Genomic DNA, 14,945 nt, shown 5'->3' with positions numbered 1-14,945 from the left:
TTGAGGATAATTCATTAAATTGTTTTAAAATCTAAATATCATGGAAGATGTTACTTTTGGCACAAGGGTGCTCAATGGATTCCTTAGCCTTATGGTTGTAGTATTGGTAGCTATATTATTGGCAGTGGTCGTCTGTTTGATTTTAGCAGCTTTTGGATTCTTTTAATAAGACAAAAAAATTGCTCCAACGTCCTTGCCCAATCTCATTATATCCACTAATTGGGCAAGACCAGTTATTTTATTTCCCTATGGTTTGATACTTTAATTTTCATTAAAAATTCAATCAATTTCTATCTAGCTTACCATTGGCTCCCCGAACAAGTCCAAAATAGGTTTCCCCTGTCCGTCAGGTGTGGTGTAAAAGGGCCTCCCCTCTATAGTATAATGGGTTTCAGGATCCATACCCAAGGCGTGATAAATGGATTGATGCACCTGGTCTATCACTACCGGGTTCTCAATGGAAGAACATGGTCTCTCATCGGCTGTCTTACCGTATACCAAACCTTTTTTAATACCTCCGCCCCACATGAGAATGGAGCTACCATCCGTAAAATGTCTATGCATACCATAGAATTTTTCATCCTCTATAATATCAGGTTGATCAACCTGGTCCTGTACCGGTACTCCGGGGCGACCTTCCATTATGGCATCCCTACTAAATTCACTGGCCAGTATAATCAACGTTCTATCCAAATGCCCGGACTCGTCCAGATCTTTAATAAGTTGGGCAATAGGCCTATCTATTAGCTCTTTCATTTTCGCGGCGCGGGTATGGCCATTTTCATGGGTATCCCAGCCAAGGAAAGGTTCATATTCGGTAGAAACACTTATAAACCTACCCCCGTTCATAGCCAATCTTTTTGCCAATAGACATCCTAGGCCAAACCTGCCCGTATTATATGTATCATATACTTCTTTAGGTTCTTGGCTCAAATCGAATACCTTGGCTTCGGGAGAATTTAATAACCGATAGGATTGCTCCATAGAGCGCATCAAGGATTCCCTTTGGTAATCACTACCCCCTTCCATAATCTTGCTCTTATTGGCCAACTCCTTATAAAGTTTATAACGCGCTTCAAATCTTTTCAGCGACATCCCTTGTGGCGGCCTTACACTATCCAAACCAGTAGAAGGGTCCGGTATTAGAAACGGACCATATTCACTCCCTAAAAATCCGGCGGAATGAAATGCTTTCAACTCCTCGGCCTCGCCCACCGTAAAACGTTGGCCCATGGCAATAAATGGGGGAATAACAGGATTTACAGGGCCCAACTCTTTGGCAATCCACGCACCTAAATGTGGAGCCTGAACAGATTGTGGGGGCTCGTAACAGGTATGCCAATGATACTGATGCCGCGTGTGTAGGATATGACCAAGATCGGCGGATTTATAGGAACGGATTATGGCCCCTTTATCCATTACATTTCCAATAGATTCCAATCCCTGCGAAAAATGGAGGCCATCTACAATTGTGGGTATCTTGGGAAAGGTGCTTAAAACCCTTTTGCTTTCCACCCCCTTGGAATATGGCACGAATGCCTTTGGATCAAATGTTTCCGTATGCGCCATTCCCCCAGCCATCCAAAGTAATATAACAGTATCCGCTTTGGAGGTTATTGCCGGTGCAGATTTACAGGAATTTAAAAAACTGGCAATGGGAATACTTGTCGAGGCTGCAGACAAACTGGCCGCTGCCATCTTTTTCATAAAATCCCTGCGTGCATTGATATGTAGATCCTTTTCCATTGTTACTTAGTATATAAATTGAAATTCGGGCGAAATGAATATGGACCAAAAAAGGTCCTGCAAAGCCTCTTCTTTCCCATCCGTTTGCAAGGCGCTCAACATTATTCCCCTTTCCTTATCGGTAGGGTTTCTGCCCAAGGTCTTTTGATATAAATTAAGTACTATTTCCTCATTGCGATTCCCGTACTTCTTTATCCATTCCACCGCCCCTTCCTTAAGCACACCATTAAAATACTCCCCGTTGGTCAGTTCCAGCGCCTGCAACAAAGTTGCCTGTTCGTCCCTTGTGGTAGCCACATTTTCCCTAGTTGGCCTACCCATAACCTTCATAAAAGGATGTTGTTTTACAAGGCTGGCCCTAGCAAATTCCCTTTCAGGAGTATCAAAGGTAAAATTCACCAATTTGTCCCAGTTACTCGAACCATAATTACGTACCCCTGGCCAGCTGCCATCATCAAATTTGGCGATTACCCACCCCTTCTCTGGTTGTTGATCCGTACTTTTCCATTTATCATTGGAAGTGACCAACAATTCCGTCCCATCCACATATTGAATTTTCATGGCGAAAAGGATTCCTGCAGGATTGGCAATGGTACCCTCGTTATTGCCTTCAATGGCCACTATATTTTCGCCTTTCACTAGCTCGTCGGTTACCTCCAGTCGGTCTACTTTTCTCCAATCCGAACCTTCGGAGATTTTTTTGCCATTTAGATATAGTGTGTAGGAATGATCCACGGAAATTAATGCTGTTGCCGCCAGTATTTTATTTCCATCCAAATTGAAACTCTTCCTAAAATACCGTTTCCCCGGTTCGGGTAATACATCGCGGTCAAATTTAATTTCCCTGTGCCAGATTCTATTAAACGGCAGACCTTCATTATTGGGGTCATAAGCGGCCGCATAAAACATGGGGGCCACTACTTGGCTAATGGCATCGGAAAACTGCTCTGCACTTAGTCTTCTAAGTATAGGTCCCTCAAAAACATATCCCTTTTGCAAATCTTCCTGATTTTCCATTCTGGTCGTTTCCAGTTGATAAGACTTTGAGGTCATGATCATTTTCATGAGGCCTTTTATATCATACCCAGAATTTACAAAATCGGCAGCCAACCAATCCAACAGATCGGCATTCCAAGGTTCATTGTCCATTTCATCTACCGGCTCCACGATTCCCCTTCCCATAAAACGTTTCCAAAACCTATTGGTAATGGTTCGGTACAGTCTTCCGTTCTCTGGTTTTACCATAACCTCTGAAAGCAATTGCAACCTTTCCTTTACACTCTCCGCTTCTACCGAGCCCAATTCAGGATATAGAAAATTTACCTCGGCCATTTTCCCAATGGGCATATCGCATCTATTCAGCTCCATTATGGAATCTGCAAAAATCGAGGCAAACCCATAGGATTGTTCCAACGTAAGATTGCTAACAAAACTGTTGTGACAGGAGGCACATTTTACATTTACCCCCATCAATGACTGGCCAATATTTTGGGCAGCCTGCATTTCTGTACGTTGACTGGCATTGACCAAGCCCCTCCATTTGATGCCTTTAATAAATCCTTCCGATGCCTCGGTTGGATTTATCAGTTCCTTGACCATAACATCATAAGGCTTATTTAGCATAAGCGACTTATACAACCAATCTGTAATCTGCTTGCGTCCACCCGTAATAAATCCTGGACCACTGTAATCGTTCCTGAGTATATCGTTCCAAAAACTCAACCAATGTTGGGTATAATTGTGTTTATCGGCCAACAATTCATCTATGAGATTAGCCCTCTTCCCCTTATCTCCATTGCCCACAAATTCATCTATTTTCAACGGTTCCGGCAGTAGGCCAAGAATATCCAAGTAGGCACGTCTTATAAATGTCCTATCGTCCACTACCTCTGGCCATTTTATCTTTTTTACCTTAAAATAGGAATCCATTATTTTGTCTATGGGATGTTTCTCCAAACTACTCTTGGGCAATTCAGGCTGAGAGAGGGCCAACTCGGCCTCTGGAAAAATCTTCAATGCCCCATCAGACCATTTTGCCCCATTTTTAATCCATAATTCGATCAATTTTATTTCACTATCCTTCAATACTTTCCCTTTCTTCGGCATTACATCATCATGATCGGGCGGGAGACTTACCCTAATAAACATCTCACTTTCCTCCGGTCTGCCTTCTACAATAATGGGACCTGACTTCCCGCCTTGGTACACTCCACGTTTATTATCCAGCACCAAATCTCCCTTCTGCTTATTTTCACTGTGGCATTGATAACAATTATGTGCCAAAATTGCCCTGACTCCCAAATTTAAATCTTGCTGCTGCACTTCGGACAAAGAATCCAAACCCTTTAATTCTGCCAATAGCACCTTTGTCCTTTCATTGTCATAAACATCTTGATTATGGGGCAGGACGCTGGTTAAATAATCTTCCCCATGGGTTAAATTTGCCCCCAAATGACCTGCCACAACCAAAACCAATACTGTTGCAAATAGTCCAAATCGATAATACAAATAAGTGGCAAGTTTTCCTTTCAGAGTATTGCGCAACAAAAACCCGGTTACAATGGCCAAAACAGCTGTGGCTATACCCACATTCTGATGAAACATAACCAAATCACCTTCATAATCGTCATGGGTACGAAGTAACCAACCCAAGACTGCGGCCAGCACAGCAAAAGCAGCTCCCAAAAAGACCATCCAATTAATTCCCTCCCTAAGGCCTCGTCTTTTACCGCCCAAGGTCAAAAACTCCAAGAACAAAGCAACTACCAACAAGCCTATGGGAAAATGAACCACCAAAGGGTGCAAGCGCCCCAACAACTGAAATATCCAGTCCCAAGAATTTATGTCCATAGTAGCAATTTAATATATTTTTTTTACCAATAGTATAAAAAAGATGAAGACCAAAGGAGTTCATCTAATTTTATTTCTATTACATTTATTTTCCTCTAAGTTAACTATTCAGATTAAAAATACAATACCCAATGTTACTGATACAAACAAGAAAAGCAACCCAAAAGGGTTGCTTTTCTATAATTTTGCCTACGGCAGTATTCTGTCTGAATGATCTCAGTGAAATTTAACCAAGATATATTTAGGCCGATAATTTTATTTTTTCGCTTTTTTAATGCTGTCCACTTCTTTTCTAAACCTCAATATCATTAAGCTATCCAACTGACTACCAATACTGTCCCTCATAGCAGCCCAATTTTGGTCATTCATATCCCCGGCATACCGCATTATCTTATTAAACCTGGCCACATTAAACCGGTTGGCCTTCCAGGCTGCCTTGGTACTTTCCTGATGTTTTAAATCCTGCAAGTAAATCCCGACCCCAAAGCCAACGATGACAAGTACCAATACCAATAACCAACGGGCGGATGTTTTAGACATTATTCCGAATTTAGATTAAAACAATAAAAGGCTCCATTTGGACACCACATAATATTTACGTAAAATTAGTATCCATGGACCGTTAATTTCAAGAAATCTTCCTATGACCTTTTTGATGAGCGCTACTATACGAACTTGGAAACTACCAATAACAATACAATAACCGCAAAAGCACCACTAAAGGTCAGTACCAGGTCTATAAAATTGATTTTCTTTTTCATTCCTTCATTTTATTGTTTTTCATATTCATTACCATAATATAGGACAGGTAATTCAATTTGATTGGGTATTCCTAGGTTTAAATTTAAATCGCGTTTTAAAGACACTATTTCTATACTAAGTTAATATGCAACACCCATGATTCAAAATATCAACGTTCAACGCTAACAAACCTTGGATAAAATGTAGATTTACCCAAATCGGGAACCGAGAATTAAAGGGAATATTAATATGTGTCAAAAGAAAATTATTGGAAATCTACTTAAATTTAATCTGCAAAATTTTGACTCTTTTATTAGCAAGGAATTCTATCGATAGAATTCAATCCAAAATGACTACCACATTGCCTTTTTTTCGGCCAGTATCCACATAACTGTGGGCTTTACCAACCTCATGAAGCGAGTAGCGTTTGTCTAGGACCATTTTTAATTTTCCCAATTCCAATAGATTTATTAGCTCAATCAACATGGTCCTAAGTTTTGGAACAGCCAAAAGACCTGTAGCTGAAAACATTGCCTTTTTGCGACCAAATTTAGAAGTCCAAAGCATTTGGAACAGCAATGACATACTCAGTACAGGTGAAAGATAAATGCCATTTCCACTAAGTACTTTTTTGCATTCCGGGAACGGGCTCTTGCCCACAGTATCAAAAATAATGTCGTAACTGTCACCCGTTTTTGTAAAATCTATCCTTGTATGATCCAAAACATGATCAGCTCCGAGCGATCTTACCAAATCAAAATTACCAAAGCTGCAAACGGCGGTAACTTCCGCTCCAAGATATTTGGCCAATTGCACCGCAGCGGTACCCAGACTTCCCGAAGCTCCATTTACAAGCACTTTCTGACCGCTTTTTACATTGGCCATTTCCTTTAAGTAATTCCAAGAGGTCAAAGGCCCATCACACATACTTGCAAGTTCTTCATGACCTACATTTTCAGGTTTAACTTCCACTAAGCCATCCTCTGAAATACATAGATATTCCGCATTGGAACCTGCACCTAAAACCGACTCTCCAAAAACATCATCCCCAAGTTGGAAACGTTGTACCTTGTCACCAACGGCTTCTATCGTTCCAGAAAAACCAGTACCCGCTATAGGATATTTGGGTTTTGTTAAACCAATAAAAATTCTACCGTACCACGGCTTCCCTCTACGCATCATGGTATCTGCCTTGGTTACACTGGCAGCTTTTACCTTTACCAAAATCTCATTTTCTTTGGGTATGGGCTTAGGAATTTCCTGAAGTTGCAATACCTTGGGTGAACCATACTTTGTTGTTATGATCGCTTTCATTTTTTCGATATTTATTTTGACAAATGTATCGGATACCGCGTGGCCAATCGTTCCGATTTAGGAATCGGAACAAAACAATAGCACTATATTTATACCTGAAAGTAGTGTAGCATTTTTCTTCTATGGAACAAATAACAAAACCCTTAAACTTTTAATTCCATATGCAAAATAGGATAGGGTTTTCCTGTGGCATCCCGTTCCGACCGGCGTACTGTTTTAAATCCAACATAATTATAAAATTCAACCGCTTGTTCGTTCTGTTCATTAACATCCACCTTATTTACATTCAATTCTTGTATGGAGTAAGTCAATAAACTTTTGCCTATTCCCATTCCCCGGTAAGCCGGATGTACAAATAGCATTTCCAGATGCCCACCTTCCACTCCCATAAAACCGATTATTTCCTTGACCTCATTCCTAACGCAACGTAATTGTACAGCCTTTAAATACTCGTTCAATATCAACGGCTTAAAATAGGCAATGTCCTCTTCCCTTAAAAATTGGTGTGTGGCTCTTACGGAGGCCTCCCAAACTTCAACCACCACGGGGTATTCGGCTTGGGAAATCGTATCTATTTTATATGTCATAAGTATTAATCTTAAAGAGACCCTAAAAATAGTATTTCCAGGCTATGTACAGGAATAGTTTTAAAATGAAGGTCCAATTGGCGCATTCTTTTTAAGGCCTTAGGGCACCCTTTTTGAGTTAAGGGATTATTGGTTATTCACAAGAAGTATTTAATTCTTGGTATTCGGATATTGAAACATTAGGTATGTTCTGTCCACTGTTAATTTTGATACAGTTTAAATTGGGATTTCTATCTACCTTTAGATCTATTAATTCCTGATTACTGCCCACATCTAAATTGATAAGCGAATTACTTGAAATATATAAATGTGTTAAACCCGTATTATGCTCAAGATCAATATTCTGAATTTTATTGTCGGAAATCAATACGGTTTCCAATTTTACATTTTTACTAAAATCCACAGTAGTTAGCTCATTGGTTGTTAGTAAAATATTTTTGAGATTAACCGCGCCTTCGGTATTAATGGTTTTCAAAATATTTTGACTCATATGCAAGACTTCCAAAGATTCATTTTGGACACTAAATTCTTCGAAGAGATTCCAGGACAGATTTAGTTTTTTTAGACTTTTGGCATTTGATAGACCTTCAACGGAATTAAGTTCGTTAGCCTGCACATCCATCAATATTAAATTGGGATTGTTACTTACGTCAATGGTCGAAATAAAATTACCGGCAAGTAATAGGGTATCCAATAAAGTATTGGAACTTAAGTCGATACCCACTAGTTCATGTTGCATTACGGATAGCTTCCTTAACCCAACGAATCCCTCAATTCCGGTCAAATCACTAATTACTCCCTCATTTGAAAAATTTAAATCCAGAACACTTACTTCCGAAGCATCTTTTCTCAACATCCTTTGATTTAGGACTCCGTCAGAATCTATACCCTCTTTTATCAATATAGCTTCAAAACTAGAATCTGGTATGTCCAAGTATTGATTTTCATAGGAGTCCGCATCATTACGGGAGCATGAGGAGATTAATATTGCAATTATAATTGCTATCTGAATTACTGTCCCAACGAAAAAATCCTTATACATTTTTAAGTAAAATTATATTATTTTTTAAGTGTTGTAAAACCTATATTAATTCTTAAATTAAAATGGTTTTATTTGAGGCAAAGGTGTATAAAATGGTAGGACTGGTCGTTCTAGATTACAAATCGGAACCTTTTAAGCCACTATTTTTTTCCAATACGCTCTGGGGGTCGTACCCATTATCTTTTTAAAATAGGTATTAAAGACGGTCTTGGAGTTAAAGCCGCTATCATATGCCAACGCAAGAATGGTGAGATGTCTTTGGGATGGGTCGGCCACCTTGGCCTTAAAAGCTTCCAGACGGTAGGTATTCACATAGTCGGCAAAATTTTTCCCATAACCCTCATTTAGGAGCTGCGATAAATGATTGGAAGGAATCTCTATCATATCTGCCAAAATGGGCAGTGTTAGATTAGGATCTAGGTAAGGTTCTTCTTCCAACATTAACTTATCCAAATTTTTCCTGTATTCCTGTAGTTCCTTTTTATTGAACAACGATTTTTGATACTTCCGTTTCTTGGTCGAAAATTTACTGTCTTCACCCAAAACCTCCTTCCTAAGTTCCTTAAAACGTGGCATTCCGTACAATGGCTTGAGTATTGGATCCACAAAAATATAAATCATCATTGGCAATCTGTGGGCAATACCTTGTTCTATTAAGCTAATGGTTTCCGGTATCTTTCCCAACAGCGCATTGCACATAATAAGCAAGTTTAAGGCCCTCCCCATAAAATCGGTTTCCAGGGCCGCTTCCAACTTAACAATTCCCATTTCGGCAAGATCCTTATTCCCTAACATGGCATGGGCCATTGTTGTTCCTCCAAGTCTCAAGACATCTTCTGTTTCATTTTGTGGCAATTTCTCAAAAAAGGCCAATCCTTCCTTGCCTTTCCCCATCAATAACAGTGATTGTCCCCAATATAAGGTAGAGGTTTTAAAATCTGATTTGAGTTCAACTGCCTTTTCAAAACTAGTAATGGCGTTGTCATATTTTTCTTCGCAATAATCAATAAATCCTTTGAGATGATAATTTACCGAGGAAAAAGGATCAAGCTGAAGGGCGGTTTCAATATAGGTCCGTGCCGCACCAAATTTTCCTTCCGCTACCAAAGTGGATGCCATACTGGGGTAATAATCCACAATTGGTCCAGCTTCATACACCCTATGCAAATGCCGATAGGTTCCTGGAAGATCCCATTTTTGAATCAAGGAGGCATAGGAAAGGTGCAATTGACATTCGGGCAAATTTTCATCCAATTCAATGGCCTTGTCCAAAAAAGGCTGTCCCTTTGCAAAGGCCTCTTGTAAAGGTACCAAACCTATGGTACCCAATAGGGTGTAGGCCAGATGCATCCCCAAATGGGCCAACGCAAAATACGGCCAATCCCCGATAATTTCTTCCAAAATTGAAATCCCCATTTCAATATCGGACTTGCCCATCTTTAAAATATGATACCTACTTTTTAAATAACGTTGGTAGATATCCACTGGTACTTCGGGGTCTTGGACCAATTGGCCTTCAATTTCAAAATGACCAATATGTTCCCGTAACCTTTCGGCAATGAGCAGGCTAATTTCATCCTGCACGGCAAAAACATCTTCCAATGACCTATCAAAAGTCTCCGACCAAAAATGAAAATCATCCTTAACATCGATTAGCTGTGCTGTTATGCGCATTTTATTCTTGGACAATCGTACACTGCCTTCCAAGATAGTAGACACATTAAGTTCCTTACCTATCTGGGCTATGGGAAGATTAACATTTTTAAAGTGAAAGGAAGAGGTTCTAGAGGTTACTTTTAATCCTTTTATTTTAGCAAGGGCGTTTATGATTTCCTCTGTCATTCCGTCACTAAAATACTCATTGTCCGTACTGGAACTCATATTTACAAAGGGGAGAACAGCAATAGACTTTGGCTCATTTTCAGGAACGTTCATAAGATCGGAACGACTGGGCACCTGAATACCTTCATTTTTTACCGCAAATACTTCAATCGGTTTGGCAATATTCTTAAGACTAAAACGGCCCAAGGACAAGGTGGGAATATGTGGATGGTTCTTAAGCTCATCATTTAGTTTACCGGATAAGAGTATTGAACCTGCAACTCCCAGACTCTCTATACGGGAAGCCAAATTTACCCCGTCCCCATAAACTTCCGTACCATCAAAAACAATATCGCCAAGGTGCAACCCTACGCGAAGCGGCACGGCATTCTCCTTTTGCAAGACCTTTTGTATAGCTATGGCGCATTCCACTGCCTCCAACCCACTGGAAAAAACACTCAGGGTTCCGTCGCCATAATATTGTAGGATATCCCCATGATAACGTTTATGATTTTTTTCGAACTCCTGTCTATGACGGGCCCGCATTACCGCTGCGGCATTTTCATCCCTCTGCATAAGAGCAGTGTAGCCAACAATATCGGTAAACATGATGACTGCAATACGGCGGTTTTTATTGCTCGACATTAATTTTTGGTCTTAGATTTTATTGCGTAAAAAGAGAACTCATTTCAAAAGTACAATAATTTGCAATAACCCATTTTAAGGGACAATTTCAAAAAAGACATTAACTTTACGATAGTGTTCCAAGAGTTTATTATTCTGTATGTCCTTACAATTATCTTCCAAAACCAGAAGAAACCTTACCCGAATAATCCCGTTCGGAATTATTTGGTTGGTATCTGGTTGGGTATTTTGGATCGTGGAGCAAGCTGCAGTAGGTAATTCCTATCAGGACCAATCCTCCAGGATTACTATGAATTTTGAGGTATTCCTCTTTTCCAGCGCTGCCCTCATGATTGTTGGACTCCTCATTGGGACCATTGAACTTATATATCTCAACCAAGTTTTTTCCAAAAAAAGTTTTACCAAGAAGATCGTATACAAAACCATTTTTTACATATTGTTGCTGTTGATCATTACTTTCATCACCTACCCAATAGCCAAGAGCCTGGAATTGGACATTTCCATCTTTGACCCACGTGTCTGGCATATGTTCGGGGATTACCTAACCAGCATTACACATCTAAGTACCGATATACAGTTAGCGACATCACTTTTAGTCTCTTTGTTCTACTCCGAAATCAGTGAAAATATAGGGCACGGTGTCCTAATGAATTTCTTTACAGGAAAATACCATACCCCTACCGAGGAATTGAGGATTTTCATGTTCTCCGATATGAAATCCTCAACGGCCATAGCAGAACAATTAGGCCACATAAAGTATTTTGAACTTCTAAAGGAATATTACGCTGACTTTACCGAAGCTATCATCCAACATTCAGGGGAAATATACCAATATGTAGGGGATGAAATTATTATCTCATGGAGATACGAGGATGGTATTGCGAACAACAATTGTATTAAATGCTTTTTTGCCATGAAAAAGGACCTTCAAAAAAGGACGGAATGGTATTCCACCAACTACGGCATTGCACCTACTTTTAAAGCCGGATTTCACTTCGGAAAGGTAACCACAGGGGAAATAGGTGTGCTTAAAAAAGAAATTATATTTACTGGAGACGTTCTCAATACTACCGCCAGAATTCAGGGGCTTTGCAACCAATATAACGTAGACATTTTAATCTCACGGGATTTATGCCAAAGCCTATTGTTGGAACCGGAATTTAGAATGCAATCTTTGGGAAGAAAAGAACTTAAAGGGAAAGAACAAGACTTGGAATTGTTTACTGTAATAGATTAAAATCCGCCGAACAACATTAAAGATTAATTTGCATTCCGGACAGACTTACCATTGTGCTCCATATATCAAAATTGGATAGCAACCAGAAGAGTCTGATTTCCAAAGGGGCCTTGGTCCTTGTAGTTAGTTCTTGAACATGACCTCCCCAAGCGAATAAAACGAATTATTTTTAGATTATAATTTGTATTTTAGTTGCGATTTTTTTCAACTTAACGTACAACCCCTGCCCGCGAGTGCATACCTCTTTTAATCCAAAGTCTATTGCAGTACTCCCTTTTGTAAACATTGGAAGGGAAGAAAACGAGTACTTTTCGGACGGAATTACAGAGGAAATCATCAATGCACTGACCAAAGTCCGGGACCTAAAGGTCACTGCCAGGACATCGTCCTTTTACTATAAACATAAGAATTTGGACGCCCGGCTCATAGGAAATGAGCTGGGAGTGGAAACATTGCTGGAAGGCAGCGCAAGGATTATACATGATCGGGTAAGGATTACTGCCCAATTGATACGTACCGACACCGGTTTTCATATCTGGTCCGAGAATTTTGATCGCGACCTTTCCGATATATTTGAACTACAGGATGAAATTAGTCTCCTAATCGCCGACAAGATTAGGGAGAATTTTGGGCACTTGGAAGTTCAGGAACATTTAATTGAAGCCCCTACCAAAAATATCGAGGCCTACAAGCACCTTTTACAGGGACGTGAATTGCGCATGCGCTGGAACTCCCAGGATGTTAAGGATGCCATTCCTTATTTTGAACAGAGTATTACACTAGACCCAAGTTATGCCGATGCCCATTTTGAAAAAGGTTGGTGCCTGGGAATGCTTGCCAGTTGGGGGTATTTGAAAAAGGATGAGGGACTCCTGGAAGCCAATAGGCACATTGATATTGGGTTGCAATTGAATCCCAACTCTGCCATGGGACATTATGTTAAAGGCACCATTAGCTTTTGGGGCTATTGGAACTATAAAGATGCCTTTGAGCATTTACAATTGTCCCTTGAAATTAATCCTAATTCCTCAGAAGTACGCGATGCCATGGCAGACGGGTTTTCTGCCTTGGGAAAAATAGACGAAGCCTTAGCCAATAACGAAATAGCCTTGCGCATTAATCCCCTATCCGCCAATCTATATTTCACCAAGGGCAATATGATTTATTTTAAAAGGAACTACAAAGATTCGGTTGTTCTTTTTGATAAGGCTTTATCAATAAATCCATTTTTTCCCTTGGCTTTGGAAATGAAAGCTGCAGCCCTTCTATTGGACCGGAATGCAGATGTATTGTCATCATTTATTGAAAATACCCCTCAGTTGGAAAGACCCAATACCTATAGGGCCATTTATGACTTAATGCATAACGCAAATGTTTTTAATATATCAAAAAAGGAAGTCGAAAAAGAGTTTCAGGAAGCTTCTATAGTAAGTCTTCGTGCCTGGGATCTATACTACCAAGTATATAGTGGCAATCATGAAATTGCCCTGGATACACTCAATGTTCGAATAAAGGAGCGTTCTGGACAGTTATTCAATTTTAGAAACGATCCATTTTTAGAACCATTGCGCACCTATAGGAAATATAAGGAAATTGAAGATTCCGTATTTCAAGCCCTAGATTTGCAAGGAATTGTTTTGGAAACCAAAAGTCCCGTTGCTTCGTCCCCTTTGGACAATAGTCAAATTGAACATTATTCCGAAGCCATAGAACTATTAATGAATGAAAAAAAGCTATACATTGACCCTGAGCTAAGCTTAAAACAACTAGCCGCACATGTTGGTCTGCATGCCAACAAACTTTCTTGGCTGTTGAACAATCATTTCGGCAATAATTTCAATGACTTCATAAATCGATTCAGGATAATGGAATTTCAAAAAATGGCCATAGATCCTGCCAACAAAAATCTGACCCTACTTGGCTTGGCGTATGACAGTGGTTTCAATTCCAAGACCGTCTTCAACACTTTTTTTAAGAAAGAAACAGGGATGACACCCAAGCAGTGGGTGAAACAAAATACAACCTAACACAAAAACGGTATTTTATAGGTTGCCCAAAAAGGGTTGACATAGCCAATAAGGGGATCCCCATTTATCTTGGCCCATCAATAAGTTCCAAATCCCATCCAAATAGTTCGGAATAATAACTACGGGCGTTTGGCACCCACAACGTTTTCATCTTTGCCCCACAATTAATCCTAAAACCTATCACAAAGATGAAAAAGCAATTATTACTCTTTATTACACTGGCCACCTTTTCCGCAAAGACCATGGCCCAGGAGACTTTTATGGATGTAGTAATCAACTACACCCCAACGAGACTTAATTACGGAAACAAAAACAAAGCCCTTAAAGATTTTAAAAAGGGCTATTGGGGACTTCAGGCCGGAGTCTCTTTCCAAGCCGGAATCAATGAATACTTCTCTTTGGTCCCCGAACTGTATTTTGTAATGAAAGGAGGGCGATTGGAAAACAACAACCCCCTTACCGGCCAAGAAACCAAGATCAGGTTCAACACCCTGGACCTACCTGTAATGGCCCGACTGCATTTTTGCAACTTATATGTAAATGCCGGACCGGTAGTAAGCTATAATCTGGGAGGTCGATTAAAAACGGAGAGCGATGGCAACTTGCCAGGAGAAAAGTCCAATATGGCATTCGGTTCGGAATTAGGAACCTATAGTCGCTGGGATGCCGGCCTACAATTTGGAATGGGCTATGAATTCAAATTAAAAAAATCGAGACTCCTTTTGGACCTTCGTTACCATTATGGCATGGTGGACATAGGTAACGGGGCCGATATGTACAACCGCTATTTTAACATGAATATCCTGCTTTCCAAAAAATGGAAAACAAATCCATTGGGAAGGAAAAAGAACCAAGATCTTGCGTTTTGGGAGGCATATGATGAGAAATTGGATAATCCGTTAAATTAAAATGTACTCCATTCATTGGTTATCAAT

At 39.9% G+C, this 14,945-nt stretch carries 11 protein-coding genes; 4 read left to right on the top strand and 7 right to left on the bottom strand.

The window, feature by feature from the left end:
• The first annotated feature begins 40 nt into the window (after window positions 1-40).
• Window positions 41-166 carry a hypothetical protein gene (locus tag B9Y87_RS22270; protein WP_258364872.1) on the top strand — a complete coding sequence of 42 codons (126 nt, stop codon included), beginning with the start codon at window positions 41-43 and terminating at the stop codon, window positions 164-166.
• A 128-nt stretch (window positions 167-294) separates the two neighbouring features.
• On the opposite strand, the gene B9Y87_RS00615 is transcribed toward B9Y87_RS22270, so the two are convergent.
• From B9Y87_RS00615 to B9Y87_RS00585, 7 genes are all read right to left on the bottom strand, one after another.
• On the bottom strand, window positions 295-1,746 hold the full coding sequence (locus B9Y87_RS00615; protein ID WP_085495199.1) for a DUF1501 domain-containing protein: 1,452 nt from the start codon (window positions 1,744-1,746) through the stop codon (window positions 295-297).
• 6 nt (window positions 1,747-1,752) lie between these two features.
• Window positions 1,753-4,596 carry a DUF1549 domain-containing protein gene (locus B9Y87_RS00610; RefSeq protein WP_085495197.1) on the bottom strand — a complete coding sequence of 948 codons (2,844 nt, stop codon included), beginning with the start codon at window positions 4,594-4,596 and terminating at the stop codon, window positions 1,753-1,755.
• A 255-nt stretch (window positions 4,597-4,851) separates the two neighbouring features.
• Window positions 4,852-5,136 carry a hypothetical protein gene (locus B9Y87_RS00605; RefSeq protein ID WP_085495194.1) on the bottom strand — a complete coding sequence of 95 codons (285 nt, stop codon included), beginning with the start codon at window positions 5,134-5,136 and terminating at the stop codon, window positions 4,852-4,854.
• Window positions 5,137-5,676: 540 nt separating this feature from the next.
• On the bottom strand, window positions 5,677-6,651 hold the full coding sequence (locus B9Y87_RS00600; RefSeq protein WP_085495192.1) for an NAD(P)-dependent alcohol dehydrogenase: 975 nt from the start codon (window positions 6,649-6,651) through the stop codon (window positions 5,677-5,679).
• A 143-nt stretch (window positions 6,652-6,794) separates the two neighbouring features.
• Entirely contained in the window at window positions 6,795-7,238 is a 444-nt protein-coding gene (locus tag B9Y87_RS00595; RefSeq protein ID WP_085495191.1) for a GNAT family N-acetyltransferase, read from the bottom strand.
• 133 nt (window positions 7,239-7,371) lie between these two features.
• Window positions 7,372-8,280: a leucine-rich repeat domain-containing protein gene (locus tag B9Y87_RS00590; RefSeq protein WP_085495188.1), complete on the bottom strand. Its 909-nt coding sequence runs from the start codon at window positions 8,278-8,280 to the stop codon at window positions 7,372-7,374.
• 132 nt (window positions 8,281-8,412) lie between these two features.
• Entirely contained in the window at window positions 8,413-10,746 is a 2,334-nt protein-coding gene (locus B9Y87_RS00585; RefSeq protein WP_085495186.1) for a helix-turn-helix domain-containing protein, read from the bottom strand.
• 139 nt (window positions 10,747-10,885) lie between these two features.
• Here B9Y87_RS00585 and B9Y87_RS00580 point away from each other — a divergent pair, with 139 nt between their 5' ends.
• From B9Y87_RS00580 to B9Y87_RS00570, 3 genes are all read left to right on the top strand, one after another.
• Window positions 10,886-11,983 carry an adenylate/guanylate cyclase domain-containing protein gene (locus B9Y87_RS00580; RefSeq protein ID WP_085495183.1) on the top strand — a complete coding sequence of 366 codons (1,098 nt, stop codon included), beginning with the start codon at window positions 10,886-10,888 and terminating at the stop codon, window positions 11,981-11,983.
• A gap of 233 nt (window positions 11,984-12,216) precedes the next feature.
• Window positions 12,217-14,010: a helix-turn-helix domain-containing protein gene (locus B9Y87_RS00575; protein WP_085495181.1), complete on the top strand. Its 1,794-nt coding sequence runs from the start codon at window positions 12,217-12,219 to the stop codon at window positions 14,008-14,010.
• A gap of 188 nt (window positions 14,011-14,198) precedes the next feature.
• On the top strand, window positions 14,199-14,918 hold the full coding sequence (locus B9Y87_RS00570) for a porin family protein (protein WP_085495179.1): 720 nt from the start codon (window positions 14,199-14,201) through the stop codon (window positions 14,916-14,918).
• Window positions 14,919-14,945 lie beyond the last annotated feature (27 nt).

It is taken from the genome of Arenibacter troitsensis, from assembly GCF_900177645.1.
Taxonomy (GTDB): domain Bacteria; phylum Bacteroidota; class Bacteroidia; order Flavobacteriales; family Flavobacteriaceae; genus Arenibacter; species Arenibacter troitsensis.
Note: the sequence above shows the minus strand (reverse complement) of the source record. Positions and strands in the feature narration are given on the sequence as shown.

Excerpts from the sequence above, each read along its gene's own strand:
- B9Y87_RS00585 (WP_085495186.1), bottom strand. The coding sequence starts at position 10,746 with ATGTCGAGCAATAAAAACCGCCGTATTGCAGTCATCATGTTTACCGAT.
- B9Y87_RS22270 (WP_258364872.1), top strand. The coding sequence starts at position 41 with ATGGAAGATGTTACTTTTGGCACAAGGGTGCTCAATGGATTCCTTAGC.
- B9Y87_RS00595 (WP_085495191.1), bottom strand. The coding sequence starts at position 7,238 with ATGACATATAAAATAGATACGATTTCCCAAGCCGAATACCCCGTGGTG.
- B9Y87_RS00590 (WP_085495188.1), bottom strand. The coding sequence starts at position 8,280 with ATGTATAAGGATTTTTTCGTTGGGACAGTAATTCAGATAGCAATTATA.
- B9Y87_RS00610 (WP_085495197.1), bottom strand. The coding sequence starts at position 4,596 with ATGGACATAAATTCTTGGGACTGGATATTTCAGTTGTTGGGGCGCTTG.
- B9Y87_RS00580 (WP_085495183.1), top strand. The coding sequence starts at position 10,886 with ATGTCCTTACAATTATCTTCCAAAACCAGAAGAAACCTTACCCGAATA.
- B9Y87_RS00605 (WP_085495194.1), bottom strand. The coding sequence starts at position 5,136 with ATGTCTAAAACATCCGCCCGTTGGTTATTGGTATTGGTACTTGTCATC.
- B9Y87_RS00600 (WP_085495192.1), bottom strand. The coding sequence starts at position 6,651 with ATGAAAGCGATCATAACAACAAAGTATGGTTCACCCAAGGTATTGCAA.
- B9Y87_RS00570 (WP_085495179.1), top strand. The coding sequence starts at position 14,199 with ATGAAAAAGCAATTATTACTCTTTATTACACTGGCCACCTTTTCCGCA.
- B9Y87_RS00615 (WP_085495199.1), bottom strand. The coding sequence starts at position 1,746 with ATGGAAAAGGATCTACATATCAATGCACGCAGGGATTTTATGAAAAAG.